At 65.0% G+C, this 24,031-nt stretch carries 23 protein-coding genes and 1 tRNA gene; 11 read left to right on the top strand and 13 right to left on the bottom strand.

Annotation, left to right across the window (positions count from 1 at the left end):
• The first annotated feature begins 327 nt into the window (after nucleotides 1-327).
• From AEB_RS11515 to AEB_RS11495, 5 genes are read left to right on the top strand one after another with little or no spacing between them, the layout of a single operon-like run.
• Entirely contained in the window at nucleotides 328-630 is a 303-nt protein-coding gene (locus AEB_RS11515; RefSeq protein WP_119083328.1) for a hypothetical protein, read from the top strand.
• Nucleotides 627-2,672, top strand: a complete 2,046-nt coding sequence (locus AEB_RS11510) for a type IV secretion system DNA-binding domain-containing protein (RefSeq protein WP_119083327.1) — start codon at nucleotides 627-629, stop codon at nucleotides 2,670-2,672. The genes AEB_RS11515 and AEB_RS11510 overlap by 4 nt, the downstream gene beginning before the upstream one ends.
• Complete coding sequence (gene mobF, locus AEB_RS11505; protein ID WP_119083326.1) at nucleotides 2,669-5,647, top strand: MobF family relaxase; 2,979 nt, start codon at nucleotides 2,669-2,671, stop codon at nucleotides 5,645-5,647. Before AEB_RS11510 ends, mobF begins: the two co-directional genes overlap by 4 nt.
• A complete protein-coding gene (locus tag AEB_RS11500) occupies nucleotides 5,637-6,203 on the top strand; it encodes a lytic transglycosylase domain-containing protein (protein ID WP_231958686.1) in 567 nt (188 codons plus the stop codon). Before mobF ends, AEB_RS11500 begins: the two co-directional genes overlap by 11 nt.
• 10 nt (nucleotides 6,204-6,213) lie before the next feature.
• Entirely contained in the window at nucleotides 6,214-6,417 is a 204-nt protein-coding gene (locus AEB_RS11495; RefSeq protein ID WP_119084606.1) for a helix-turn-helix domain-containing protein, read from the top strand.
• A gap of 156 nt (nucleotides 6,418-6,573) precedes the next feature.
• On the opposite strand, the gene AEB_RS11490 is transcribed toward AEB_RS11495, so the two are convergent.
• The 6 genes from AEB_RS11490 to AEB_RS11465 form a co-directional block, all read right to left on the bottom strand.
• Nucleotides 6,574-6,649, bottom strand: a tRNA-Lys gene (locus tag AEB_RS11490).
• A gap of 85 nt (nucleotides 6,650-6,734) precedes the next feature.
• Nucleotides 6,735-7,853, bottom strand: coding sequence for a rod shape-determining protein RodA (gene rodA, locus AEB_RS11485; protein WP_119083325.1), 1,119 nt, complete (start codon nucleotides 7,851-7,853; stop codon nucleotides 6,735-6,737).
• Entirely contained in the window at nucleotides 7,850-9,877 is a 2,028-nt protein-coding gene (gene mrdA, locus AEB_RS11480; protein ID WP_119083324.1) for a penicillin-binding protein 2, read from the bottom strand. The genes rodA and mrdA overlap by 4 nt, the downstream gene beginning before the upstream one ends.
• Nucleotides 9,878-9,882: 5 nt before the next feature.
• The gene (locus AEB_RS11475; protein ID WP_119083323.1) at nucleotides 9,883-10,437 is read right to left on the bottom strand and encodes a rod shape-determining protein MreD; all 555 of its coding nucleotides are present in this window, start codon (nucleotides 10,435-10,437) and stop codon (nucleotides 9,883-9,885) included.
• A complete protein-coding gene (gene mreC / locus AEB_RS11470) occupies nucleotides 10,437-11,333 on the bottom strand; it encodes a rod shape-determining protein MreC (RefSeq protein ID WP_119083322.1) in 897 nt (298 codons plus the stop codon). The genes AEB_RS11475 and mreC overlap by 1 nt, the downstream gene beginning before the upstream one ends.
• A 37-nt stretch (nucleotides 11,334-11,370) precedes the next feature.
• Nucleotides 11,371-12,417: a rod shape-determining protein gene (locus AEB_RS11465; protein WP_119083321.1), complete on the bottom strand. Its 1,047-nt coding sequence runs from the start codon at nucleotides 12,415-12,417 to the stop codon at nucleotides 11,371-11,373.
• A gap of 182 nt (nucleotides 12,418-12,599) precedes the next feature.
• Between AEB_RS11465 and mutL the strand changes: the two genes are divergently transcribed.
• The gene (mutL, locus tag AEB_RS11460) at nucleotides 12,600-14,408 is read left to right on the top strand and encodes a DNA mismatch repair endonuclease MutL (protein ID WP_119083320.1); all 1,809 of its coding nucleotides are present in this window, start codon (nucleotides 12,600-12,602) and stop codon (nucleotides 14,406-14,408) included.
• The gene (locus tag AEB_RS11455; RefSeq protein WP_119083319.1) at nucleotides 14,408-14,974 is read left to right on the top strand and encodes a hypothetical protein; all 567 of its coding nucleotides are present in this window, start codon (nucleotides 14,408-14,410) and stop codon (nucleotides 14,972-14,974) included. Before mutL ends, AEB_RS11455 begins: the two co-directional genes overlap by 1 nt.
• Before the next feature lie 9 nt (nucleotides 14,975-14,983).
• On the opposite strand, the gene AEB_RS11450 is transcribed toward AEB_RS11455, so the two are convergent.
• The 4 genes from AEB_RS11450 to AEB_RS11435 all read right to left on the bottom strand — a co-directional run bounded on the left by AEB_RS11450 (nucleotide 14,984) and on the right by AEB_RS11435 (nucleotide 18,218).
• On the bottom strand, nucleotides 14,984-15,697 hold the full coding sequence (locus tag AEB_RS11450; protein WP_197714490.1) for a MauE/DoxX family redox-associated membrane protein: 714 nt from the start codon (nucleotides 15,695-15,697) through the stop codon (nucleotides 14,984-14,986).
• 59 nt (nucleotides 15,698-15,756) lie between these two features.
• A complete protein-coding gene (locus tag AEB_RS11445) occupies nucleotides 15,757-16,551 on the bottom strand; it encodes a DUF1206 domain-containing protein (RefSeq protein WP_119083317.1) in 795 nt (264 codons plus the stop codon).
• Between the two features lie 60 nt (nucleotides 16,552-16,611).
• A complete protein-coding gene (locus AEB_RS11440) occupies nucleotides 16,612-17,325 on the bottom strand; it encodes an NYN domain-containing protein (RefSeq protein WP_119084605.1) in 714 nt (237 codons plus the stop codon).
• A gap of 245 nt (nucleotides 17,326-17,570) precedes the next feature.
• A complete protein-coding gene (locus AEB_RS11435; RefSeq protein WP_119084604.1) occupies nucleotides 17,571-18,218 on the bottom strand; it encodes a carbonic anhydrase in 648 nt (215 codons plus the stop codon).
• Nucleotides 18,219-18,277: 59 nt separating this feature from the next.
• Between AEB_RS11435 and lipA the strand changes: the two genes are divergently transcribed.
• Both lipA and AEB_RS11425 read left to right on the top strand, forming a co-directional pair.
• Nucleotides 18,278-19,204, top strand: a complete 927-nt coding sequence (lipA, locus tag AEB_RS11430; protein WP_119083316.1) for a lipoyl synthase — start codon at nucleotides 18,278-18,280, stop codon at nucleotides 19,202-19,204.
• Entirely contained in the window at nucleotides 19,204-19,665 is a 462-nt protein-coding gene (locus tag AEB_RS11425) for a type II toxin-antitoxin system RatA family toxin (RefSeq protein WP_119083315.1), read from the top strand. The genes lipA and AEB_RS11425 overlap by 1 nt, the downstream gene beginning before the upstream one ends.
• On the opposite strand, the gene AEB_RS11420 is transcribed toward AEB_RS11425, so the two are convergent.
• Genes AEB_RS11420 through AEB_RS11410 form a run of 3 tightly spaced genes read right to left on the bottom strand, consistent with a single transcriptional unit; the run spans nucleotide 19,626 to nucleotide 21,861 of the window.
• A complete protein-coding gene (locus AEB_RS11420) occupies nucleotides 19,626-20,120 on the bottom strand; it encodes a CinA family protein (protein ID WP_119083314.1) in 495 nt (164 codons plus the stop codon). The genes AEB_RS11425 and AEB_RS11420 overlap by 40 nt on opposite strands.
• Nucleotides 20,121-20,126: 6 nt before the next feature.
• Nucleotides 20,127-20,678 (bottom strand): hypothetical protein, encoded by a 552-nt coding sequence (locus AEB_RS11415; RefSeq protein ID WP_119083313.1) that lies wholly within the window; start codon nucleotides 20,676-20,678, stop codon nucleotides 20,127-20,129.
• Nucleotides 20,679-20,682: 4 nt separating this feature from the next.
• Nucleotides 20,683-21,861: a bifunctional 2-C-methyl-D-erythritol 4-phosphate cytidylyltransferase/2-C-methyl-D-erythritol 2,4-cyclodiphosphate synthase gene (locus AEB_RS11410; protein WP_119083312.1), complete on the bottom strand. Its 1,179-nt coding sequence runs from the start codon at nucleotides 21,859-21,861 to the stop codon at nucleotides 20,683-20,685.
• 77 nt (nucleotides 21,862-21,938) lie between these two features.
• Here AEB_RS11410 and dusB point away from each other — a divergent pair, with 77 nt between their 5' ends.
• Nucleotides 21,939-22,958 carry a tRNA dihydrouridine synthase DusB gene (gene dusB, locus AEB_RS11405; RefSeq protein WP_119083311.1) on the top strand — a complete coding sequence of 340 codons (1,020 nt, stop codon included), beginning with the start codon at nucleotides 21,939-21,941 and terminating at the stop codon, nucleotides 22,956-22,958.
• On the top strand, nucleotides 22,955-24,022 hold the full coding sequence (locus AEB_RS11400; RefSeq protein WP_119083310.1) for a two-component system sensor histidine kinase NtrB: 1,068 nt from the start codon (nucleotides 22,955-22,957) through the stop codon (nucleotides 24,020-24,022). The genes dusB and AEB_RS11400 overlap by 4 nt, the downstream gene beginning before the upstream one ends.
• Nucleotides 24,023-24,031: the final 9 nt, after the last annotated feature.

Genomic DNA, 24,031 nt, shown 5'->3' with positions numbered 1-24,031 from the left:
AGTCGACGGGCGCAGCGGGCAAGCGCGCTGCGGAGGAGGCACGCACGCCAAAGGCGGATGTAATGCACCCCACGCACGGGTGCTGCGGGCGCGAATCGCCCGGATTTTCGGCCACTTTCCAGCGGCACAGCGCGGCAGCCGATCTGGCACTAGACGTCTGCCACTGGCAGCCAGGCGAGGCGTGATCCCGACTTAAGCAGTTGATCTGCCTTGGCACTTTCCGGCTGCCACCGGCAGTTTCGATAAATTGTTGAGATTGCAGCGTTATTCGGCTATAATGGCTGTGCTTCACCACGTTGCTGGCGTGCCGGACAAGGAGTCCGCCGCTTGGCACGCATTACTATCCGCATAGACGATGACCTCTATGCGCGCCTTTCCGTACAGGCGCGCAATGCCGGTCTCGGCGCCGCGACCCATTGTCGTGACATTCTCGAACGCTTCGAAGGCACCGATCCATCGGGCTATCATGCCCGCTTCGACGAGGTTCATGCGACGGTCATTCAGGCCTTCGCCATCCTCGCCACATCGGTAGGCGAACGATCCCCGGACATTCTCCAGAAGGGATTGGGCGAAGCGCGCCGGCTCCTCCGCGAAAGGGGGCTGCTCGATCCCGAGCAGGACCGGCCATGAGCATCTTTCGTCACGACACGCTGGGCTCCTGGACGAGGGGCGGCCAGGCTATTGTTCACAACGTCCGCATGACCACGCAGGTCTTCTACCAGACCTTCCTTGCGGGTTTGGTGATCTGGATCGGCGGCATCATCTGGTATGCCTTCGTAAAATCCTCGGAATATGAACGCTTCGTTCTCGTGAAGCTCGGCCAGGCAACTTTCATGGGGGATGCTGTCCCCGGCAATGTCAGCCCGATCCTGTTCAAGACGCCTGAAGGCAAACAATATTGGACCAACCCCAAGGCGCTGCTAGATTCCGGTGTAGCGCACAAGACGCTGGCGGCGTTCGAAACCTACCTCCTCCATGGGGCCGCTCTGTCTGGCCTGTTCGCACTCGCCATGCTTTTCTGGGCATGGTTCTACTTCACCCGGACGGGGAGGGGCCTCGGCTCCAATCAATTCCTGCGCGGCGCGCGCTTCGGAACGGTTCGACAGGTTCGCCGAGCTTTGTGGCGGCACGCGAAGGGCAGCTTCGAAATCGGCGGCGTCAACGTCCCCGATGCCTTCGAGCCGGAGCACATCCTGATCTGCGGCGCCCCTGGGACGGGCAAGACCAACATCATCGTCAAGATGCTGGACGGGATTCGGAAGCGGAAGCGCCGCGCCATCGTCTATGACACGGCGGGCACCTTCGTAGAGAAATTCTACCGACCAGGGATCGACGTGCTGCTCAATCCGCTCGATGGACGGGCGGACTGCTGGTCTCCCTGGGTCGACGTCCCGCGGGACTATCATTACGACCAGATCGCAGAGTCCACGATCCCTGACAAAGCAGGCGATCCCTTCTGGGCGAAGGCCGCGCGTGGCACGCTGGTTGCCGTCCTGCGGAAACTGGCCCGGCAGGAACGCACCCTCGTTTCGATCCTGCTCGACACGCTGCTGCGCTCCAAGCTGAAAGACCTTGCGGCCTTCGCGGCCGGTACGGATGCAGCGGCATTCATCTCGACTGAGGGCGAGCGGACCAGTGCCGGCATCCAGGCCGAGCTTGCCTCCGTTATGCGCAGCTTCTCCTATCTCGACGATACCGCCGACGGGTTCTCGATCCGCGACTGGGTCGCCAATGAGAAAGACGACAGCTGGCTCTTCGTCACCGTGAAGGCGGACCAGCTTCCGTCACTTCGCCCCCTGATCACGGTGTGGCTCGATATAGCGATCAGCGCCATTATGAGCATGGCCCCCGAACGCAACCGCCGACTTTATTGCGTCATCGACGAACTGCCCACGCTCCAGCGACTGCCCTCGCTTGGCGATTTTCTCGCCCGCGCACGCAAATATGGCGGTTGCGGTATCCTGGGGTTTCAGAGCTACCCCCAACTCGAGGCGACTTACGGCATTCAGGATGCGGCGGCGATCACTGGTTACTGCTCCACTTGGGTGGCGCTGCGGGCCAACGACACCCCAACCGCTAAGCATGTCAGCGAGAATCTTGGTCAGGTCGAGCAGGTCGAGGCCAACGAGGGCATGTCCTATGGCGTGAACGATATGCGGGACGGTGTGAACCTCTCGCGCATGCAGGTGACGCGGCCACTCGTCATGCACACCGAGGTCACCAACCTGCCCAACCTGATGGGCTATCTGCGGTTCGGCCGCAGCCTTCCGGTGGTCCGGTTCGAGGACAGCTACAACAAAGTCGCCTCCATCGGCGAGGCGTTCCAAGAGCGGGGTACCGCGCCCATTCGGATGGTTCCAACGCCATCAGTCCCCCCGACGCCGGCGTCGCCGACATCGCCAGCCAAGCCGAAAGGTGCACCGGCGAAACGGCGGCGTGCTGCTCCCAGCGACCCCGGAGACGAATTGCCCCTGCCTCCGCCAAGCGACGCCACCGGATCGGCCGGTACGCCCACCGATGACGGGGCGGCATTTTCTCCCACTGGCAATGGCCGGGAGGGGGAAGCGAGCAACCCGCCGCCACCGCTCGAGCTGTTCGGAAAGCCGGCGGGCTTCCGCCTGAGCCAGCACGGCCGTCATGACGGCGCTCGCAACGCAGCGAGGCCGGCATGATCAATCCCATCCGCCTCAAGGGCAAACCCGCCAACATCGCCCGCTATTATACGGTCGGCGATTACTACACCAAGGGTTCCGAAGAGCATTCCGAATGGGGCGGCAAGATCGCTGCCGAACTGGGACTTGAAGGTGAGGTCGACCCCGCCGTATTCAAGGAATTACTAGCCGGCAAAGTCGGCGACCAGCAACTCGGTCGCCGCCGGAAGGACGGCAATATCCAGCATCATCCGGGGTGGGACTTCGCGGTCAACGCGCCCAAATCGGTATCTATAATGGCGCTGGTGGCCGGCGATGAGCGGATTATCGAGGCGCATGAGCAGGCGGTTGGTGTCGCACTCAATTATCTCGAGGAACACGCCACGATGCGGCATCGCATCGATGGTGAGGTCACCGAGAAGACGACCGGCCGGCTAATCTGGGCGCGCTTCACCGAGCATGCCTCGCGCGAACTTGATCCTCATCTTCACACGCACGTCGTCGTCATGAACATCACCGATGAGCGGGATGGGGCGAACAGGGTCAGTCTCGAGACGCGCGCCATGTTCGCCGAGCAGATGGCGGCCGGTCAGGTGTACCGCAATGAATTGGCACACCTGCTGCGCGAACGCGGCTACGACGTCGAGTTCGATCCCCGCCGCGGCCTATTCGAGATCAGGGGTGTTCCCAAGGACCTGATCTCAGACATGTCCCAGCGCGCCGAACAGATCGAGGCTCATGCAAAAGAGCATGGCCTGATCGGACAGGCAGCCCGGCAGAAATCCTTCTACGCCACCCGGGGACCAAAGCAGAAAGTGTCGCTCCAAGAGCTCCATCAGCGGTGGGATGGACGACTTGGCAAACATGCCGAGGCAGTGATGGAGGCGCGCGCCGACGCCGAGAAAATCGGCGAGCGCGTAATCGAGGTGGAAGCTCAGACGGCGGCACGCGCGATGCTGTTCGGCCTTCGTCAGTCGGAAGGCAAGGAAGCGGTCAACAACCTCGGCCGCTTGTTGCAGACGGCCCTAGCATCTCACGTTGGTGAAGTTCGGCTGGTCGATATCCGTCCCGTGATCGAGGAGCATCAGGCTCGCGCGAAGCTTTTCGAGACACGCCATCGCACCGGCGACGAGATCCATACCCGCGGGCGAACGTCGCGAAAGACCGCTCGCCTGGAATTGGCGCTATCCGACCATCTGGCCCTGGCTCTCGGGGACGCCAGTCCCCTCGCTTCGATCGAAGCCCTACGGGATGGCGGTCTCGCTCACAAGCTGACCCCGGAACAGCGCACGGCATTGCTCCATCTCGGCCGGAGCGAGGACCGGATCGTCGGCGTTCACGGTGTTGCCGGGTCCGGCAAGTCGACCATTATCGGTGCACTCCGGGAAGCAGCTGGCGACGGCGCGACTCTCATCGCCCTGGCTCCGACCTCGTCGGCGGCGGCTGAACTAGGCAAGAAGGCAGGCATCGAGGCCCGGACCGTGGCCAGCCTTGTTGCCAGCGGCGGAGCAAGGCTTGACGACAGCCATGTCCTGATCGTCGATGAAGCCGGACAGCTCGGCAACCGCCAGGCCGTGCGCTTGCTCGAAATCAGCAGGGCCACTGGGGCACGTCTTCTTCTAGTCGGCGATACCCGCCAGACTGGAGCGATCGAGCAAGGCAAGCCGTTTTGGCTCATGCAGCGCCTCGGCCTTCCCAAGGCCGAACTCAGGGAACCCGTCCGGCAAGAAACGGACAAGATGACGCAGGCTGTGAGGCTTGCCCGGCTACAAAATTATGACGGCTCGCTCGCCGCGTTGGACAAGGTCACGAGCGGAGAGAGCAGCGAGAAGCTCGCCATCTCTCTGGTGGCCGACTGGACCCGTCTGAGTCCGGCGGACCGCGAGAGGACGAACATTCTCGTCCTCGAGAACGCAACCCGCCTGATCGTCAACACCAAGGTCCGCGAGGCGCTCAAGACGGAAGGGGCGATTGCGGCTGAAGAGACGCGGCTCTCGATTCTGTCGCCATCCGGCATGACCGACCAGGAGAAGCATTTTGCGCGCTTCTATTCCCGGGGACAGGTCATCGTGTTCTCTCGCGACAATGTTGGTCTCGGGATCGCTCGCGATGCAGAATACAAGGTGATCGGAGTAGGGCGGGACTCCGGCGGACGCCAAACCGTCAAGCTGGTGGACGAGCATGGCCGCACGATCGAATGGGATCCCCGGCTTGGACGTGCGTCCCAGGTCAATGTGTTCAGGGAGGAGAACCGGGATCTTGCCGCAGGCGACCGCATCCAGTGGCGCTTGGTCAATCGAGAGCTGGATCTCAAGAATGCAGAGCGCGGAACGGTCGAGCGCCTGGAGGGGCCACTCGCGACCATTCGGTGGGATCGCGACGGCAGGACCCAGGAGGTAGATCTGTCCCGGCACAAGAACTGGGACCATGGCTACGGAGAGACGGTCTACTCGGCTCAGTCGAAGACTTATGACCGCGTCTATGTCCTTGCTCCGGTGAATTCACCGCTGGTCACCGGTCAAAACTATTACACCGCTATCACCCGCGCGAGGTTCGGCGTGAAGCTCTGGACCGAGGATCGGGAGCGGTTGGCCGAGAAACTGAAACTGCGCTCCGGCGAGAAATCGTCTTCGTTGCAAGGCTTGGGACGGATTGAGCGCGATAGCGTCAAGGGAAGGGCGGATCGTCACAGCGAGCGCTGGGATCGCTTGCGTCAGGAGCAGCGAACGGAGCGAGAGGCACGGAAGGACCGGCTTGCAACTCAGCGCGAGCCTGCGGGGCTGTCCCAGCCGGACGGACTGGCCGGACGTATTGTGCATCGCGCGCAATCGGCCGCGAGCTTTCTGGATCGATGGATCGTCTCCCTCCTTAGTCACGACGCGCAACGCGACAATGGACATGAGGTAGGTGGGCCTCCGGGCGGAGCAGCTCCGCAACCAACCGCCGAACTTCAGCATACGGCTGCGCAAGATCATGGAGGTGGCCATGATCGCTGAACTGAAGTGGTTCCGTCATATGTTGCTTCTTGCGATCCTCCTCGCAGCAACTGGCCTCACCGAAGCCCGCGCCGCCCCTTCAAACGATCATGAGGTGCGGATCGGCCGATGCATTCGTCAAGCGGCTGATGGCCGCATGTGGCTCGAGAAGACGCTTTGGGGGCTGCGGGATCAGGAAGCCGGCTGGATCGGAGCCGAAATCGCCAACACCAACGGAACGCACGATCTCGGGCCGCTCCAGGTGAACAGCTTCTGGGTGCCAACGCTTGCCGCTTTGGTGGGGCGCTCTCGGGTTCAGGTGCGGTCGTGGCTGATTGAGGATCCCTGTTTCAACGTCCAAGCCGCCCGGTGGATATTCCTCTCGGGACTTAAGGCGACTGGCGACTATTGGCACGCGATAGGTGTCTACCACAGCCCAACCCAGTGGCGACAGCGTCGCTATGTAAACGCTGTCTCTGGGCATCTCCGCCGCCGCTTCGGCGCCACCGTATTTTTGAGGCAGGCAAGCGTTACCGGATCAGGTCCGATGTTCGACGCGACATCCAAGGATAGGTGAAGTGAGGAAGATGAATTCCGACGGAATCACCCAGGCTGTGGAACCCTTAGCGGTCCGGATCCCCTTAGCTGCGCAGATGCTCGGGATCGGCAAATCAACACTTTATGAGATGATCGCCGCCGGCGAGATTGAAACGGTCAAAATCGGCAGATCGACTCTTGTCCCGACCGATAGCCTCCGCGCGTTTCTGGCGCGACGACGGAATTCGATCTGAGCGACGTGAATCTAGGGTCCGTCTCTGGCCGCCTGCATCCGCTGATGGTCGGCAGTCGCGTGACACCCATATGGCACCCATAGCGACACCCGGGTGCCAGCGCGCAAACCACCCCCTAGAAAATGGCAGTTATCATACTGATTCTATTTGAAAATTTGGTGGACGCACTAGGGCTCGAACCTAGGACCCGCTGATTAAGAGTCAGCTGCTCTACCAACTGAGCTATGCGTCCACTCCGCCGTTTCCGCGGACCCCACGAATCGCGGGAGGGGCTCATATAGCGGTTGTTTCGCGCCTGGGAAGCCCCTGATCTCGCCTTATTTCAAAGAACCCGGCGAAGCCTCCCGCGTCCAGCGTTCCACCATCAGCAAGGTGCCGATGCAGATCATGTTCGTCATCATCGATGAGCCGCCGTGGCTCATGAAAGGGAGGGGGATGCCCACCACAGGGGCGAGGCCCATCACCATCATCAGATTGATCGCCACGTAAAAGAAGATCGTGGCTGTGATGCCCCCCGCCAGCAGGCGCGAGAAGCGGTCGGGCGCGGCGCGCGCCACCGTGAGGCCCCACCGCAATACGATGCCGAACACCAGCAGCACCAGCAGCCCGCCGAGCAGGCCCCATTCCTCCGCCATGGTGGCGAAGACGAAGTCCGTATGCGGCTCGGGCAGGTAATTGAGGTGGCTCTGCGAGCCTTCCCCGAAGCCCTTGCCGAACAGGCCGCCGGAGCCGATGGCGATCTTTGACTGGGTGATGTGATAGCCATCGCCCAGCGGATCGCTCTCGGGGTCGAGGAATGTGGTCACGCGCTTCTGCTGATATTCCTCCAGCCCGAAGAAATAGGCGATCGGCGCCGCCACCACTGCCGCCACGCCCCCGCCTATGAACCATTTGGCGGGCAAGCCGGCGAGGAACATCACCACGGCGCCGCCAAAGGCGATGGCCAGCGCAGTGCCCAGATCGGGCTGGATCAGCACCAGGCCCATTGGCAGGGCGATCAGCACGCCCGCCGGCACCAGCGCGCGCCAGCTGCCCGTCATGCCCGCGGGCAGAGAGTGGTAGAAGCTCGCCAGGGCCAGCACGATCCCCGGCTTCATCAGTTCGGAGGGCTGGAGGCGAATGAAGCCAAGATCCAGCCACCGCTGGCTGCCGCCACCCACCGCACCCAGGATCTCCACCAGCAGGAGCAGCAGCAGGATCGCGGCGTAAGCCGGATAGGCGACCAGCTGGACCAGATTGCGCGGAAAGCGCGACAGGATCAGCGCCATCACCAGAAACACGCCATAGCGCAGCACGTGCGAAGCGGCGAAGGGCTGGAAGGAACCGCCCGCCGCCGAATAGAGCACCGCCGCCCCGAAGAGCACGAGCAGAGTCAGCGGCAGCAGCACGCGCCAGGGCAGATCGGCCAGCGGGGCGGGAAGGGCGACGCCTCTCATCGCGGGGTTCCTCCGGCAGCATCGGGTTCGGGCGGGGGTGCGACGGCTTCGGTGGCGACTGCGGTCGGCTGCACGGCGGCTCGCGCCTCGGCATCCACCTCGCGCGCCACGGCCACCGGATCGGGCGGGGCAGGGGGAAGGTCGACGCCGGCGGCAGCGGCATAGCTGGCATATTGCGCCGCCAGCCGCTCCTGCGCCGTGCCCCCCCACTGCTTCTCCAGCGCGTGCAGCGCCTCCAGCCCCTTGGCCGGATCGAACAGGAACGTCATCACGTCACGCGCGATTGGATAGGCCGCGCCCGAGCCGCCGCCATGTTCGATCACCACCGCGCAGGCATAGCGGGGATTGTCGAAGGGGGCGAAGCAGATGAACAGGCCGTGGTCGCGATGCTTCCAGATGCCGCCCTTGCCGCTGCCGATATTGAGGCCGACGACCTGCGCCGTCCCCGTCTTGCCCGCCAGCAGCACGTCGGGGATGGGCAGGCGCGCGCGGCCGGCCGTGCCCGGGCCGTTCACCACATCGCTCATCGCCTGCTGGATCACATGCACATGGTCGCCATGGAAGTTCATCGACTGGAAACGCGGCTTTTTGCCGTCGATCAGCAGCCGCGGCATGATCTGGTTGCCGGTGGCGAGACGCGAAGCCATCACCGCCAGCTGCAGCGGATTGGCGAGCATGTAGCCCTGGCCGATCGTGGCATTCACCGTGTCGAAGGTCTGCCATTCGCGGCCGAATTTCTCCAGCTTCCAGGCAGGATCGGGCACGGTGCCGTAAAACTGGCTGGTCACCGGCAGGGGGAACTGCTGCTGCATGCCGCAGCGCCGAGCCATCGGCGCGATTACATTCATGCCCATCCGCTGCGCGAAGTGATAGAAATACACGTCGCAGGACTGGTAGATGCCCTTGGCCATGTTCACCGCGCCGTGGCCACGACGGTTCCAGCAGTGGAACACGCGATTGCCCACGCGCAGGCCGCCGGCGCAGTTCACCGTCTCCTCCGGGTCAAGCCCGCCTTCCAGGAAGGACATCGCCACCATGGGCTTCACAGTCGAGCCGGGGGGATAAAGGCCTTTCAGCACCTTGTTGCGCAGGGGAACCCGTTCGTCCTCGCTCAGCATGCGATATTCCACACGGCCGATCCCGTCGGAAAAGCTGTTGGGATCGAAACTGGGCATGGAAGACATGCACAGCAGATCGCCGGTGTGGCAATCGATCACCACCACGGAGCCGGATTCCAGCCCGATGCGCCGCGCGGCGTAATCCTGCAGCGGGCCGTCGATGGTCAGGCGGATCGCCTGGCCCTGCACATCCTCGCGCGTTTCCAGGTCGCGCACGATGCGGCCCGATGCCGTCACCTCCACGCGCCTGGCACCGGGGATGCCGCGAAGGGTCTGTTCGAACTGCTTTTCCAGCCCGTCCTTGCCGATTTTGAAGCCCGGCGTCACCAGCAGCGGACTGGGGTCGGCCTCATATTCCTCTTTCGAGGCCGGGCCGACGAACCCGATCAGATGGCCCACCGCCGGGCCCGTGGGATAATAGCGCGAGAAGCCGCGCTGGGGCACCACGCCGTGGAGATCGGGCAGGCGCACGCTGACGGCGGCAAAGGTTTCGTAATCCAGGCCGCTGGCCACGGGCACAGGTTGGAACCCGGCGGATTTCTCCAGCCGATCGTGCAGATCCTGCCGCTCGGCGGGGCTGAAGCGCAGGAGTTGCGTCAGCTCTGCCACGGTGGCGTCGGGATCGCTCAGGCGATCGGGAATGATGTCGATACGGAAATCGGCGCGGTTGGATGCCAGCGGCGCCCCGTTACGATCGAGAATCCAGCCACGCCGGGGCGGGATGAGCGACAGGTTCACCCGGTTGCTCTCCGCCTCCATCTCATATTTCTCGTTCTCCGCGACGGCAATGTAGCCCATGCGTGCGGCCAGCAGCAGGCCGATGCCGCCCTGTATGCCGCCGACCACGAAGCTGCGCCGGTCGAAGCTCTGCGCGAGCGAGCTGGAGGTGAACTTGAATCCCGCCATCGCGCTCAGCCCAGGCGTCGCACGCGCATCAGGCGAACACGGTCGAGGAGGGAAACCATGCGGGCGACGATGGGAAACAGCACGACCGAAAGCAATAGCTGGGGCAGGATGACCGTAAGCTGCACGAAGGTGAGCGAAGCGCCGGAAAGCAGCGCCGAAACCGCCAGATAGATTACGATTGCGGCCGAGGCGGTCAGCCAGTCCAGCCAGAAGCTACGCCAGGGGAAGCGGATCTCGACCAGGTCGATGGCGATCAGCGCCAGCGAGAACAGCAGGATCCCGCTTCCCAGCGGTTGCCCGGAGAACAGATCGTCGAACAGGCCCAGCGGCAGCCCGGCCCACAGCGGCAGCAGGCCGGGCCGCAGCAGGCGCCAGGCAAGCATGATGATGAAGCCCAACGGCGGGATGATCGGCGCGGGGGACAGAACCGGCAGGAAGGGGGTTAGCGATCCAGCAAGGATCGTCAGCCACGGCAGGCCATAGGCAAGCAGGGTGGAATGCGTGCGATTGATCTTGCTGCCGAACGCATCCCGCCGGGCATTCGGATTGAGCCGCTCCATCAGTCGGCGGGGGCGGTTTCGGGCAGCAGCGGCTCCTTCACGGCTTGCACCGCCTCCGGCTGCCAGATCGGCTGGACTACCACCACATCGGTCGCCGCGGGATTGCTCAGCAACTGGGCGATCGCGCCGTCCTTGGTGATCTCGGTCGCCATGGCCACCGCGGTGCCCGGGTGAAACAGGCCGCCCGCGCCGGAGGTGACGAAGACATCGCCCTTCTTGATCGGATTGATGCCTAGGTTGATCAGGCGCAGCCGCAGCGATCCGTCGGACCGGCCCTCGGCAAAGGCCACCACATCGTCCGTCGCCCGGCGGACGGGCACCATGCTTTCGCTATCGGTCAGCAGCAGCACGCGCGAACTGGTTTCGCCCGCTTCCAGCACCCGGCCCACCAGGCCCATGGGCGAACTCACCGGCATCCCCGGCAGCACGCCCTCGCGGCGGCCGACCGAGAGATAGGCGATCCTGCGCGCGCTGGAGGAAGTGGAGCCGATCAGTCGCGCATGGGCGATGGGCTTGGTTTCGCCTTCCGACAGGCCAAGCACTGCCTTCAATCGCTTGTTTTCCTGCGCCGCGGCGGCGGCTTCGGCCAGGCGGACACGGGCCACCTTCACTTCGCGTTCCAGCGCGGCATTGCGGCTGCCTGCGCGATAATAGCCCGCAATGGCGGAGAAGACGTCATGCCCGCCGGTGCGCAGCTCCGCCCCGGCTTCGCCGGCGGGGGCCGCGACGTCTGCCGCCCCGCCGCGCAGGCTGGAGAAGGTTTCCGGACGCCACAGCGAGACCACCAGCAGGACAGCGCCGATCAGCGCGCCCAAGCCAGCGACCAGATAGCCGGTGAAGACGCCGATCTGCGCCTTCTTGTTGATGCCGGTGCGGCGGCTTGCCGGCGGTGCCATGCCCGCCCTTTCCTTTAACTACGGGGTTGCGGCGGCCTCACGCGCTCATCAGCACGCCGCGATACATCGGATCTTCCATTGCCCGGCCGGTGCCCAGCGCCACGCAGGACAGCGGATCTTCGGCAATGCTCACCGGCAGGCCGGTTTCCTCGCGCAGGTGATCGTCCAGCCCGCGGATCAGCGCGCCGCCGCCTGTCAGCACGATGCCCTGGTCCACGATGTCGGCCGCCAGCTCCGGTGCGGTGTTTTCCAGCGCGATACGTACGCCTTCCACGATGGCGCCGATCGGCTCGGACAGCGCTTCGGCGATGTGCGACTGGTTGATGGTGATTTCCTTCGGCACACCGTTCACCAGGTCGCGGCCCTTGATCGTGATGATTTCGCCCGTGCCGTCTTCCGGAACGGTGGCGCAGCCGTAATCCTGCTTGATCCGTTCCGCCGTGGCGTCGCCGATCAGCAGATTGTGGTGGCGGCGGACGTAAGAGACGATCGCCTCGTCCATCTTGTCGCCCCCCGTGCGCACGCTGGTGGTGTAGGCGAGGCCGCGCAGCGACAGCACCGCGACCTCCGTGGTGCCGCCCCCAATGTCCACGACCATGGAGCCGACCGGCTCCGTCACCGGCATGTCCGCGCCGATTGCCGCCGCCATGGGCTCGAGGATCAGATAGACTTCGGACGCGCCGGCATTGCTGGCGGCATCGCGGATCGCGCGCTTTTCGACCGACGTGGAGCCCGAGGGGACGCAGATCACGATTTCCGGGTAGCGGAACAGGCTCTTCTTCCCGTGCACCTTGCGGATGAAGTGCTTGATCATCTCTTCGGCGATCTCGATGTCCGCGATCACGCCGTCGCGCAGGGGGCGGATGGCCTCGATGCTGTCGGGCGTCTTGCCCATCATCAGCTTCGCATCGTCGCCCACGGCCTTCACCCGCTTGACCCCGTTGATCGTTTCGATGGCGACCACGGAAGGTTCGTTCAGCACGATGCCGCGATCCTGGACGTAAACGAGCGTGTTGGCCGTCCCCAGATCGATGGCCATGTTCTGAGAACCGAACTTGAACAGGCGGGAGAAGAAGGAACTCATCGAATAATCCGTATCTTACCGCGAGATGTAGGATGGGCCGGCAAGCGGGCGGCTTACACATGCCGGAAGGTGGCGGCTCCTTAGCCCGAAGCGTTACCAAAGGCCAAAAATTTCGTCGATAGAAACGGGAGTTTTGCACTGCCCGGCTCGAAATGCGTCCGCGCGCGCGCTAACATGGCGCAATGCCTGCAATTCGCCGCCTGCCGGAGACGCTCGTCAATCGCATCGCCGCAGGCGAGGTGGTCGAACGGCCCGCGTCCGCGCTCAAGGAACTGGTCGAGAATGCGATCGATTCCGGGGCGGGGAGAATCGCCGTGTCGATCGCGGAGGGTGGCCTCGCCCGGATCGAGGTGACCGATGACGGCTGCGGGATGACCCCGGCCGAAATGTCGCTGGCGCTGGAACGCCACGCCACCTCCAAACTGCCCGACGACGCGATCGAGCAGGTCTCCACGCTCGGCTTCCGGGGCGAGGCGCTGCCCTCCATCGCCAGCGTGGCGCGGCTCACGCTGGAAAGCCGCGTGCGCGGGGCGGAGCAGGGGTGGAAGCGCGTGGTGGATCACGGCACGCTGGCGGAGGAAGGCCCCGCCGCGCTGCCGCCCGGGACCCGCGTGCGGGTGGAGCAGCTGTTCGCCAAGATCCCCGCGCGGCGCAAGTTCCTGCGCACCGCGCGCAGCGAATATGCCGCCTGCCTCGATGTGGTCCGCCGCCTCGCCATGGCGCGGCCGGACATCGGCTTCACCCTCGACCATGGGGACCGGCGCATCTTGGGCCTGCAGCCGGGCGACGCGCTGGAATCGCGCGTGGCGCAGATCGTTGCGCGCGATCTGGCGCAGAACGGTGTCTCCATCGCACTGGAGCGCGGCGCCATGCGCCTTACGGGTATTGCCGGCCTGCCGACCTACAACCGTGGCGTGGCGGATCACCAATATCTGTTCGTCAACGGCCGCCCGGTGAAGGACCGGCTGCTGGCCGGCGCCGTGCGCGGTGCCTATGCCGACATGCTGGCGCGCGATCGTCACGCGGTGCTGGCGCTATTCCTCGCCCTGCCGGCGGAGGATGTGGATGTGAACGTCCACCCCGCCAAGACGGAGGTGCGCTTCCGCGATGCCGCCAGCGTCCGCGGCTTCATCGTCTCCGGCCTGCGGCAGGCGCTGGCCACCGGGGACAGGCGCAGCGCGCAGGCGCCCGATGCCGGAGCGATGGCGCGCTGGCAGACGGAGCCGGTGCAGGCGGAACCCGCCCCCGCGCTGCGCTCCATCTTCCAGGGCCGCGACTGGACGGCCGCGCCGTCGCCCACGCTGCGGGATGGCGGCCTGCGCTGGACCGGTCAGGACAGCCACCAAACTCTGGCCGCGCCGCAGGGGCGGGCAGAGATGGCCGCCGATCTTCCCGCCGAGGTGGCCGAATACCCCCTCGGCATCGCGCGCGGTCAGGTGGCGAAGACCTATATCGTCGCCGAAGCCGCCGACGGGCTGGTGATCGTGGACCAGCACGCCGCGCATGAGCGGCTGGTGCTGGAACGGCTGCGCGCTGCGGGGGCGGGCGAGAAGGTCGCCGGCAGCCAGGCTCTGCTAATGCCCGAAGTGGTGGAGATGGACGAGCCGGCCTGTGACCTGCTGGAGGAAAGCAGCGCCCGCTTCGCCGAATATGGCCTCGCTATCGAGCGGTTTGGCCCCGGGGCCATGCTCGTCCGCGCCATGCCGGCGGCGCTGAAAGGTGCCGATCCCGAAAGCTTGCTGGCCGATCTCGCGGACGATCTCGCCCGCCACGGCGAAAGCCTGCTGCTGGGCGAACGGATCGAACATGTGCTGGCCACCATGGCTTGCCATGGTTCCGTGCGCGCAGGCAGGGCGCTTTCGGTAACGGAAATGAATGCACTGCTGCGCGAAATGGAGCAGACGCCGCGTTCAGGGCAGTGCAATCACGGACGGCCGACATGGGTGAAGCTCTCCATGGACGATGTAGAGAAACTTTTCGGGAGGCATTGATGCGGGGGGTAGTGGTGATCGGGGTCGCTCTCCTTGCGGGCTGTTCCGACCGGCCCACGCCGGAAGAACAGGCAATAAAGGACGAGCAGGACATTGCGTTGGTGAAGCAGGCCAATGACGCAATGGCTCCGCTGCAGCCGCTGGCGCCCGAAGCGATCAATGAGGACGATGCCACCCGCTATGATCTCCAGGGCGCTGGCTGCCGATATGCGCCCGGCACCAATCTCGGCACCCGCGTGGTGGCGCGCCCGGCCGACGCCTTCATGAAGATCGACGGGGAGGTAATCCGTTTCGCCGCCGACCCCGGGTCGCGCGAGCTGCAGCAGGGCACCCACACCGTCTACAACAGCCGCGCCTATGTGCTGCAGCTGGCCCTGGCGGACGAAGCGCGGCAGCGCAGCGAGGGCGAAGATGCGGTGCTCGAAGGGGAGGGCGCGGCAGAAGCACAGGCGCCGGATCTCGATCTGCACGAGCGCATGGCGCTGGAAGGCACCGTGACGCTGCGCGATGAGCACGGCCGGATCGTCTATGAAGGCGTCGGCCCCGCGCAATGCGGCACCAGCTAGGTCGAGCAGTTAAAGGGCCATCCGCCCCAGCATCCACAGCGCCATGCCGATCATGGCGAGGTTCTCCGTCAGGGAAACAAAGCCCAGCGGCACATTGCCGCTGCCGCCCACGCAGGCGCATTTGATTTCGCGCTTCTGCACATAGACGGCGTAGAACACCGAGGCCGCGCCCACGGTGCCGATGAACAGCGCCACCGGGATCGAAATCCACGGCAGCAGGTGCCCGGCCATCAGGATCGCCGCCAGCGCCTCCAAATAGGGATAGGCGTAGGCATAGGGCACCGCCCGGCGCGCCAGCAGGTCATAGCCGACGAACATGGAGGAGAAGGTCTCCACGTCCTGCAGCTTGAGCATCGCCAGCATCGCCATGGAGAAGGTGACGAACCATTCCGCCGTGCGCAGCGTCAACGGGCTGCCAAACAGCGCGATGCTCAGCGACAGGGCGAGGGCAAGGGCCACGCCGAACACCGCGAGCACGGGCCGATAGCTCGTGCTGCCGTCAGCCGGCAGGGGCTTGCCCAGAAAGCCGCGGAGATCGTCATAGCCGCCGATCCGCTTCCCGCCGATGAAGGTCTGCGGCGTCGTCTTGACGTCATGCCGCCGCTTGAACGCGTCGGTTTCCTCGCGCGTGGTCAGCCAGTGATCGTCCACCACGTAGCCGGCGCGCTCCAGCAACCATTTGGACTTCACGCCATAGGGGCAGACGTGCTTGTCCATCACCATCCGGTAAAGCCCTGCCGTGCGGTCTTTTCCGTCGGCGCCTCGATCAGTCGCTTGCTCGGTCATAGCCGAAAGGTGGGGACTGTTCCGCCTGCGCCAAGATCCGGCACGATACGATAGCGGGCCAGCACCAGACTGAAGAGACCGAAGAGGATCAGGCCCGCCGCCACCAGCGTGAACAGAATGCCCTCGTCATGGAGGGAGGAGATGGCGCTGCCCAGCGACATCACTTGCGCGCTGCTGGAGATCCACGCGGAATGGATCAGCGACCAGCCGATTACCACGAACACCACGGCGCGCGCGGCAAAGCCGGCGCCGCCCAGCCACCGGGTCGCGTCGGGCGCGCTGGCGCTGATCCGGTGCATGAACTCGCCCGAATAGGCCTTCTTTGCCTGGAAGAGGCCCGTGGCGATGAATGCCACGCCCAGCAGGCCGAGCACGAAGGAGCCGAACTGCACCGACAGCACGCCTGCGGCCGCCTGCTGCGCCGTATCCCCGCCGCCGCTGCCGTTGCCGGTGGCCAGCCGCACCGCACTGTAAGCCAGCACCAGATGGCCGATGGCACTTCCGGCATGGCCGATGCGTACGGCAATGCCTTTGCGGTCGCTCCCCTCATGTTCGATGTCGAACAGGGGCGAGCACATGCGGAACAGGGCATAGGATAAGAGGCCGATGGCGACGATCCACAGCAGCGCCGTGCCCGCAGGAAAATCCTGCACCGTGCGGAACACCCCCTCAGGGCCGGTGTCCGCCGAACCTGCAGTAAGTGCCAGGAAGCCAATCAGGATGTAGAACACCGCGCGCGAGAAATAGCCCAGGCGCACGAACCAGCGAAATTTCTCGGATTTGTCGACCATGCCATCCCCGTTGCTTGCTGTTCGCAACGGGTCGGCACGGGTTTTGTGCCGAGTGAGCGGCTAACGCAGGCGCTTGACGTAAAGCTGGTTGTCTTCGCGGCGTTCCAGTTTGAAATTGTCGCCGGCGGCGCGCATCAGGTCGGACAGGCGCTTGAAGCCGTGGTTGCGCACGTCGAAGCTCGAGCGGTTGCCGGCGATCTGGCCCACTTCCTGCAAGCGGGCGTAGCCCTCGTCATCGCGGCTCGCGGCCTTCCACGCAGCGCCCAACAGCTCGATCAGCTCGTTGTCAATGGCATTGCCATTGCTCGGCCGTGTATCTTCCGCTTCGGATGTGCGGATCAGCTGGTCCACGTCGATAAAGCGGGTGCAGGCGGTGCGGAACGCCTCGGGCGCCTTCTCGCTGCCGAAGCCATAGACGATCAGCCCGTCCTGCCGCAGCCGCGTGACGAGCGGGGTGAAATCGCTGTCCGAACTCATGATGCCGAAGCCATCCACCTTGCCGCGATAGAGCAGGTCGACCGCGTCGATCGTCATCGCCATGTCGGTGGCGTTCTTGCCCTTGGTGAGATCGAACTGCTGCATCGGCTGCAGGCCGAAGCGGTGAGTGATCTTGCTCCAGTTGCCCAGCGCCGGCTTGGCCCAATTGCCATAGGCGCGGCGGATATTGACCTGCCCCAGCTCGGCCAGAACGGTCAGCACCGGGTCGATACCGTGGTGGCTGGCGTTGTCCGCGTCGATCAGCAGGGCGATGTTCTTGAGCGCTTCTTCGGGCATGGCATCCACATGGCTGGCGGCGCGGCGGAAGGCAAGGGCGGCCGGCCGGTCGGCGCGTGGGTCACCGCTTCCCTACAGCACCCGACCGCGGCCATGTTGCCGCCCATGCCGAGATCTTTCACCTTGCATCAACTTGCAGTTCCAAGTGCTTGCGATAGCGCCAGAATACCGGCTCTCCGCCGCAAGGATATTTTTGCGATGAACCCTGTTCCAGCGTGTTCCAGAGTTTCCACTCGGGGCGCGATTCAGGCCGGGCTGAAGGTGCCGCTTTCCTCGTCCAGCAGATGCAACACGCCGTCCGAAATCGCGAAGAAGGCGCCGCGCAGCGTCAGGTCGCCCCGGCCTTCCTTTTCACGCACGCAGGGGAAGCTGCGTAGATTGGCGAGGCTCACCTTCACCGCCGCCTGCTCCATCGCCCGCTCTGCGTCGCGTCCGGTGGTGCCCATTTGCTCCGCAATGGGCTGGCGCGCATCGTCCAGCATTTCGATCCAGTCGGCGATGAAGCCGCCCTTGCCGGGTTCCGTGCCGCGCATGGACTGCGTCAGCGCCGCCTGGCAGCCGCCGCACATGCCGTGGCCCATCACCACGATCTCGCGCACGCGCAGCACCTGCACCGCGAATTCCAGTGCGGCCGACACGCCGTGGTGGCCGGGCGTCGTCTCGAAGGGCGGGACCAGCGCGGCGACATTGCGCACCACGAAGATCTCGCCTGGACGGACGTTGAATATCTGCGACGGGTCCACGCGGCTGTCGGAACAGGCGATCACCATCACCGCCGGCTGCTGGCCCTCGCTGAGCGCGCTCCAGCGCTCGCGCTCGGGCTCCCATCCATTCTGGCGGAACTGGCGATAGCCTTCGATCAGGTCGGAAAGTACGGGAGATGCTGTGGTCATGCGCGCTGCCATGCCGCCCGCCATTGCCAGTGGCAAGAGCCTTCCCTAAGTGAGCGGCGATGAACGATCTCTCTTCCGCACCCCGCCAGCCGCGCCAGCGCAAGCCGGACTGGATCCGCGTCAAAGCCCCTGTCAGCAAGGGCTATCACGAAACCCGCGGCCTGATGCGCGATCTCGGACTCAACACCGTGTGCGAGGAAGCGGCCTGTCCCAACATCGGGGAATGCTGGACGAAGAAGCACGCCACGGTGATGATCCTGGGCGATGTGTGCACCCGCGCCTGCGCCTTCTGCAACGTGAAGACGGGCATGCCGCGGATGGTCGATCCGCTGGAGCCCGAACACGTGGCCGTGGCTGCGGCGAAGATGGGGCTGGAGCATATCGTGATCACTTCGGTGGATCGCGACGATCTGCCCGATGGCGGGGCGGGGCAGTTCGTGAAAGTGATCGAGGCGATCCGGCGGGAGACGCCCGGCACCACGATCGAGATCCTGACGCCCGATTTTCGCGGCAAGATGCGCGCCGCGGTGGAGGCGATCTGCGCCGCGGGGCCGGACGTCTACAACCACAATCTCGAAACCGTGCCGCGGCTCTATCCCACCATCCGGCCCGGCGCGCGGTATTATGCCTCGCTGCGCCTGCTGGAAGAGGTGAAGGCCCATGATCCGCTGATCTTCACCAAGAGCGGGATCATGCTCGGCCTCGGCGAACAGCGGCTGGAAGTGCATCAGGTGATGGACGACATGCGCAGCGCCGATGTCGATTTCATCACCATGGGCCAATATCTCCAGCCCACGCCGAAGCATGCGAAGGTGGAGGATTTCGTCACGCCGCAGGTGTTCGATGCCTATGGCTCGATCGCCCGGGCCAAGGGTTTCCTGCAAGTCGCATCCAGCCCGCTGACGCGGTCCAGCTATCACGCGGGCGACGATTTCGCGCAGATGAAGGCCGCGCGGGAAGCGCGTCTGGCAAAGCGCGGGGCCTGATGGCGGGTATCCACGAAACCTATCGTCTGCCCTACAGCGCGGAGCAGATGTTCGATCTCGTCGCCGACGTCGACAGCTATCCTGAATTCCTGCCCTGGGTGGTGGCGACGCGGGTGCGTTCCGACGACGGGCAGGAAATGCTGGCGGACATGCTGGTGGGCTTCAAGGCGCTGCGCGAGAAGTTCACCTCACGCGTGGAAAAGCACCGGCCGGATCGGCTTCAGGTCCATTATGTCGACGGGCCGATGCGCGATCTCGACAATCTGTGGCTGTTCCGCCCGCTGCCGGATGGCGGCTGCGAGATCGATTTTCGGGTGGATTTCTCGTTCAAGAACAAGATGTTCGAAATGCTCGCCGGGCAGTATTTCGATCGCGCCTTCCGCAAGATGGTGGCCGCGTTCGAAACGCGGGCGCACGAACTTTACGGCAGCAGCAGCTCCAGCGCCACCAGCGTGGCCTGACGGCGGACGCCCGAACGGTCGGTCTCGTCGAAGTGCTTGGCCTCCGCGTCGGGCTCCTCGCTCCCGCGCACGGCCCGGGCGAAAACGACGGTGCCCACGGGCTTTTTCTCGCTCCCCCCGTCCGGCCCCGCCACGCCGCTGATCGCCACCGCCACATCCGCCTCGCTGTGCTCCAGCGCACCGCGGGCCATGGCATAGACGCAGGCGACCGAAACCGCGCCGAAGGCGTCGAGAATATCCTCCGCCACGCCCAGGCACTCGTGCTTGGCCTCGTTCGAATAGGTTACGAAGCCGCGATCCAGCACCGCGGAGGAGCCGGGAATTTCAGTAAGCGCCGCCGCGACGAGGCCGCCGGTGCAGCTTTCCGCCACCGCAATCTTGCGGCCGGCAGCGGCGTTCTCCTCCACCACGCGGCGGGCGAGATCGACGATTTCCTTGGGAAGAAGCGAATCCATGATAGTTCAATCCACGGGGCAGATGGAGGGCTGCTTGAGCTCCACCAAGCCGCTGATGACGCCGATAAGCTTGCCCGCGATTTCCGGTTGGACCGGGGCGATCGCTTCCACGACCCGCTCGATCCTGCCGCAGCTTTCGGGTTTGATGATCGGCTGCAGCTTCTGCACGACCATGGCCTCTACCAAAGGCCGCACCGCATTATCGGGCAACTGACGAATAAGATCGAGGTTAACTCCGCGATTTTCAAGGGATGGCTGCTGTTGCAAGCCCGAAGTCACAAGCTTCAGCAGCGCGGACTTGGCACCCGGCCAATTGCGATCCTGCAGCGCCGTGTAAGAGGCGATCAGCTCGTCTCCGTGCCGCGCCAGATAGCCGTTGCTCGACAGCTGGCCGGAACAGCCCAGGCGTACCGCCTGGATCGCCTGCGGCATGGCGTAGAGTGCCATGGCGCCGACTTCAGCCTCGGTCACGCAGCTGCCTTGCGCGGCGGCGGCCTGCGGCTGAATCGCCAGCGCGGCGGCGCCGAGCGCAGCGAAGAGATGCTTTGCAGCGACCATGGGATTACATCCTTTCCAGCGGAATCAGCGTGGCCACGGCCTGTGCCGCAATACCCTCGCCACGCCCGGCAAAACCGAGGCGTTCGCTCGTCGTTCCCTTGACATTCACGGCATCTACCGCTGTCCCCAGCAATTCGGCAAGCCGTTGCCTCATGGCGTCACGATGTGGGCCAATGCGGGGCGCCTCGCAGATGATGGTGAGGTCCACATTGCCGATTTCGTATCCGGCTGCCCTGGCCAACTCCACCGCATGGCTCACGAAGCGGCTCGAAGCGGCGCCCTTCCATTGCGGATCGCTCGGCGGGAAATGCTGGCCGATGTCGCCCGCTCCAACGGCGCCCAGCACCGCATCCACCAGCGCGTGCAGCGCCACATCGGCATCGCTATGGCCCGCGAGCCCGCGATCATGCGCCAGCTGGATGCCGCACAGCCACAGCTCTTCCCCGGCGGCTAGGCGGTGGACGTCAAAGCCCGTGCCGGTGCGCGGATATCGCGGCGGCGGGGTGGATGTGCTGTCCATGAAATCCTCCGCAAAGGTCAGTTTGCGCAGCCGCTCGTCCCCGGTGATAAGCGCGATCTCCAGCCCCGCGGCGCGAGCAACCTGCGCATCATCGCCTGCATCGGGCCGGCCCTGCCAGGCGCGATGGGCGGCGAGGATCGCTGCGAAGTGGAACGCCTGCGGCGTTTGCACCCGGCGGAGTTCCTCCCGCCTTGCGCTGCCCCCCATCCGGCCCTCCGCCGCATACACCAGACTGTCTACTACAGGCAGGACCGGAATGGCGCCGGGCGCGTGCTCCAGCGCCACAACAAGCCGCTTCACAACCGCCTCGGGGCAGTCCGGGCGCGCGGCATCGTGGATCAGCACGACTTCCGGGGCAGCGTGCGAAAGGGCTTCCAGGCCCTTGAGAACCGAAGCTTGCCTGGTGGCGCCCCCGCATACGAAAGAGACATGCGGCAGACCCTGGAGTATCTCGGCGGTCAGATCCTCGGCACCGGTGGGAATGACCACCACGATCGGCCCCACGCCAGCCTTGACGAGCGCCTCCACCGCGTGGCGCAGCACCGGCTTGCCGCGCCACAGGGCGAACTGCTTCGGCAAGGGCTGGCCCGCGCGCAGCCCTTGGCCCGCCGCGACGACGACGGCAGCCAGAGCGGGCGAATGCGGGGCGGGGGAGGGGGCCATGGCGTTGGCGGCGCGCTAGCGCCTTGCGAGCACCCCCGCAATCCACTATGCGCTGCCCAATTATTAGGCACATTACCATGCAGAACCGAATTCCCTCACCTCCGGCGCTCAAGCCGATCGAGATCGGCGCCGTGCGGATCGACTGCCCTGTCGTCCTCGCACCGATGACCGGGGTAACCGATCTGCCGTTCCGCCGGCTTGTGCGCCGCTATGGCTCGGGGCTCAACGTCACGGAGATGATCGCCAGCCAGGCCATGATCCGTGAGACGCGCCAGTCGATCCAGAAGGCGGCGTGGGATGCCATCGAGGATCCGGTCTCCATGCAGCTCGTCGGCTGCGATCCGGAATCGATGGCAGAGGCGGCAAAGCTCAATCAGGATCGCGGCGCGGCTATAATCGACATCAATTTCGGCTGTCCCGTGCGCAAGGTGGTGAACGGCTTCGCCGGCTCCGCCCTGATGCGCGAGGTTCCGCTGGCCACCCGCCTGATGGAAGCCACGGTGAAGGCCGTTTCCGTACCCGTCACCGTGAAGATGCGCATGGGCTGGGATCATGAGAGCCTGAATGCCCCGGAACTGGCGCGCATTGCCGAAGATCTCGGTGTCCGGATGATCACCGTCCACGGCCGCACGCGCAACCAGATGTACAAGGGGACCGCCGATTGGGGCTTCATCCGCAAGGTGAAGGAGGCTGTGTCCATTCCGGTGATCGTCAATGGCGACATCTGCGGGATCGAGGATGCCGCCCAGGCTCTGGAGCAATCCGGCGCGGATGGCGTGATGATCGGGCGCGGCGCCTATGGCCGGCCCTGGCTGCTCGGACAGGTCATGCACTGGTGGCGCACCGGCGAGGTGCTCGCCAGCCCCGATTATGACGCGCAGTACGACACGCTGATGGAGCATTACCGCGCGATGCTGGAGCTCTATGGCACCGAGGTGGGGGTGAAAATGGCCCGGAAGCACCTGGGCTGGTACACCAAGGGCATGCACGGCTCGGCCGATTTCCGCAACAAGGTGAACTTCATCGACGATGCGGATCAGGTGCTGGGCGAAGTGGCGCGGTTTTACGAGCCGTTCATGCGGCGGCGCGCGGCGTGAGCGAAGCGGCGGCGGGGCCGCCCGAGCCGCGCGAGCAGATCGCCGGGCTGACGTTCGCCCTGCTGCTTGTGGACCCCGATCTACGGATCCGGGAGGTAAATCCCGCAGCCGAGAATATCATCGGGCGTAGCTCCCGCAAACTGCTCGGCCGTAAGCTGCTCGACGTGCTGGTGTTTGCTGAGAGCCGCATCGTGGAAAGGATTGTGGCGCAGGAAGATGCGCAACTGGTGGCGCGCGGGCTGGCTATTCAGATCGATGACCGCGCGGTGCTCGCCAACCTCACCGTCTCGCCCATGCCGCTGCGCCCGGGCTGGCGCGTGGTCACCCTGTCAGACGGTGGGCAGGGGGAGCGGATGGGTGAAGAGGAACGGCCCAGCGCCCTGCGCGGCCCGGCCGTGCTGGCGCATGAGATCAAGAATCCGCTCTCAGCCATTCGCGGTGCGGCGCAGCTCATCGCCCGCAAGCTGGATGAAGGCGACCGCAGCCTCACCGGGCTGATAACCGACGAGGTGGACCGCATCGCTCAGTTGATCGATCGGATGCAGCGACTGGGCCGCGAACAGCCCGAGCCGGTAGCGCCCCTCAATCTGCATGCGGCGGTCCATCGCGCCTGTGACACGGTAACCGCCGCCAGCACCGTGCCGGTGCCGATCCGTGAGGAATTCGATCCGTCCCTCCCGCCCGTGATGGGCAACGAGGGGGCATTGGTGCAGGTTCTGATCAACCTCATCAGCAATGCGCGGGACGCCTGCCAGAACGAGGATAATCCCGAGATCGTGCTGCGTACGCGCTTCGTCAGCGGGCTGGTGATGAATGTCTTCCGCCTCGGGCGCCCGGTGAAGCTGCCGATCGAAGTGCAGGTGAGCGACAACGGGCCGGGCGTCGACCCCGCCCTGCGCGACCATATCTTCGAACCCTTCGTTTCCAGCAAGAAAAACGGCCAGGGGCTCGGTCTGGCGCTCGTGCACAAGCTGGTGCGCGACATGGATGGGCGCATCAGCCACGAGCGGGACGAGGCCGGCGGGTGGACGCATTTCCGCATCCATCTGCCGATGGCGAAATAGGGGAGGGGG

Origin of the sequence: Altererythrobacter sp. B11 (assembly GCF_003569745.1) — a bacterium.
Lineage (GTDB): Bacteria > Pseudomonadota > Alphaproteobacteria > Sphingomonadales > Sphingomonadaceae > Croceibacterium_C.
The sequence above is the reverse complement of the archived record's forward strand: the minus strand, read 5'-3'. Positions and strand labels throughout refer to the sequence as shown.

Excerpts from the sequence above, each read along its gene's own strand:
- AEB_RS11495 (WP_119084606.1), top strand. The coding sequence starts at position 6,214 with ATGAATTCCGACGGAATCACCCAGGCTGTGGAACCCTTAGCGGTCCGG.
- AEB_RS11510 (WP_119083327.1), top strand. The coding sequence starts at position 627 with ATGAGCATCTTTCGTCACGACACGCTGGGCTCCTGGACGAGGGGCGGC.
- mutL (WP_119083320.1), top strand. The coding sequence starts at position 12,600 with ATGCCTGCAATTCGCCGCCTGCCGGAGACGCTCGTCAATCGCATCGCC.
- lipA (WP_119083316.1), top strand. The coding sequence starts at position 18,278 with ATGAACGATCTCTCTTCCGCACCCCGCCAGCCGCGCCAGCGCAAGCCG.
- AEB_RS11455 (WP_119083319.1), top strand. The coding sequence starts at position 14,408 with ATGCGGGGGGTAGTGGTGATCGGGGTCGCTCTCCTTGCGGGCTGTTCC.
- AEB_RS11450 (WP_197714490.1), bottom strand. The coding sequence starts at position 15,697 with ATGGTGATGGACAAGCACGTCTGCCCCTATGGCGTGAAGTCCAAATGG.
- AEB_RS11435 (WP_119084604.1), bottom strand. The coding sequence starts at position 18,218 with ATGACCACAGCATCTCCCGTACTTTCCGACCTGATCGAAGGCTATCGC.
- AEB_RS11425 (WP_119083315.1), top strand. The coding sequence starts at position 19,204 with ATGGCGGGTATCCACGAAACCTATCGTCTGCCCTACAGCGCGGAGCAG.
- AEB_RS11415 (WP_119083313.1), bottom strand. The coding sequence starts at position 20,678 with ATGGTCGCTGCAAAGCATCTCTTCGCTGCGCTCGGCGCCGCCGCGCTG.
- mreC (WP_119083322.1), bottom strand. The coding sequence starts at position 11,333 with ATGGCACCGCCGGCAAGCCGCCGCACCGGCATCAACAAGAAGGCGCAG.
- AEB_RS11445 (WP_119083317.1), bottom strand. The coding sequence starts at position 16,551 with ATGGTCGACAAATCCGAGAAATTTCGCTGGTTCGTGCGCCTGGGCTAT.
- mrdA (WP_119083324.1), bottom strand. The coding sequence starts at position 9,877 with ATGGCGGGATTCAAGTTCACCTCCAGCTCGCTCGCGCAGAGCTTCGAC.
- AEB_RS11475 (WP_119083323.1), bottom strand. The coding sequence starts at position 10,437 with ATGGAGCGGCTCAATCCGAATGCCCGGCGGGATGCGTTCGGCAGCAAG.
- AEB_RS11440 (WP_119084605.1), bottom strand. The coding sequence starts at position 17,325 with ATGCCCGAAGAAGCGCTCAAGAACATCGCCCTGCTGATCGACGCGGAC.
- AEB_RS11465 (WP_119083321.1), bottom strand. The coding sequence starts at position 12,417 with ATGAGTTCCTTCTTCTCCCGCCTGTTCAAGTTCGGTTCTCAGAACATG.
- dusB (WP_119083311.1), top strand. The coding sequence starts at position 21,939 with ATGCAGAACCGAATTCCCTCACCTCCGGCGCTCAAGCCGATCGAGATC.
- AEB_RS11420 (WP_119083314.1), bottom strand. The coding sequence starts at position 20,120 with ATGGATTCGCTTCTTCCCAAGGAAATCGTCGATCTCGCCCGCCGCGTG.
- AEB_RS11500 (WP_231958686.1), top strand. The coding sequence starts at position 5,637 with ATGATCGCTGAACTGAAGTGGTTCCGTCATATGTTGCTTCTTGCGATC.
- AEB_RS11410 (WP_119083312.1), bottom strand. The coding sequence starts at position 21,861 with ATGGCCCCCTCCCCCGCCCCGCATTCGCCCGCTCTGGCTGCCGTCGTC.
- rodA (WP_119083325.1), bottom strand. The coding sequence starts at position 7,853 with ATGAGAGGCGTCGCCCTTCCCGCCCCGCTGGCCGATCTGCCCTGGCGC.
- mobF (WP_119083326.1), top strand. The coding sequence starts at position 2,669 with ATGATCAATCCCATCCGCCTCAAGGGCAAACCCGCCAACATCGCCCGC.